Genomic DNA, 272 nt, shown 5'->3' with positions numbered 1-272 from the left:
ACCGCGCTTTCGCCGACCGCGAGGTAATTGTAGGCACCCGGGTCGACCGTCAGGCCGTCGCCGTTGACGGTGATGCCGGCGTCGTCGCCGCTGGTCAGCGTCAGGCCGGCGACGTGCAGCACGTCGGTCGCATCCAGGTCCGTAGCCCCGGCGAGCAGGTCGACGCCGAAGCCGGCGTTGTTCTCGCCGTAGCTCGCCGCGACCGCGGCCGCGACCGTCGGCTGGTCGTTGCTGCCGGTGATGGTGATGGTGGCGGTCTGGGCCACCGAACC

At 71.3% G+C, this 272-nt stretch carries 1 protein-coding gene; it reads right to left on the bottom strand.

Annotated elements, in window-relative coordinates:
- On the bottom strand, positions 1–272 hold a 272-nt coding region (locus tag ATB98_RS29525), incomplete at both ends, for an Ig-like domain-containing protein (RefSeq protein ID WP_167354084.1).

The sequence above is a fragment of the Sinorhizobium saheli genome (genome assembly GCF_001651875.1).
Classification (GTDB): Bacteria; Pseudomonadota; Alphaproteobacteria; order Rhizobiales; family Rhizobiaceae; genus Sinorhizobium; species Sinorhizobium saheli.
The sequence above is the reverse complement of the archived record's forward strand: the minus strand, read 5'-3'. Positions and strand labels throughout refer to the sequence as shown.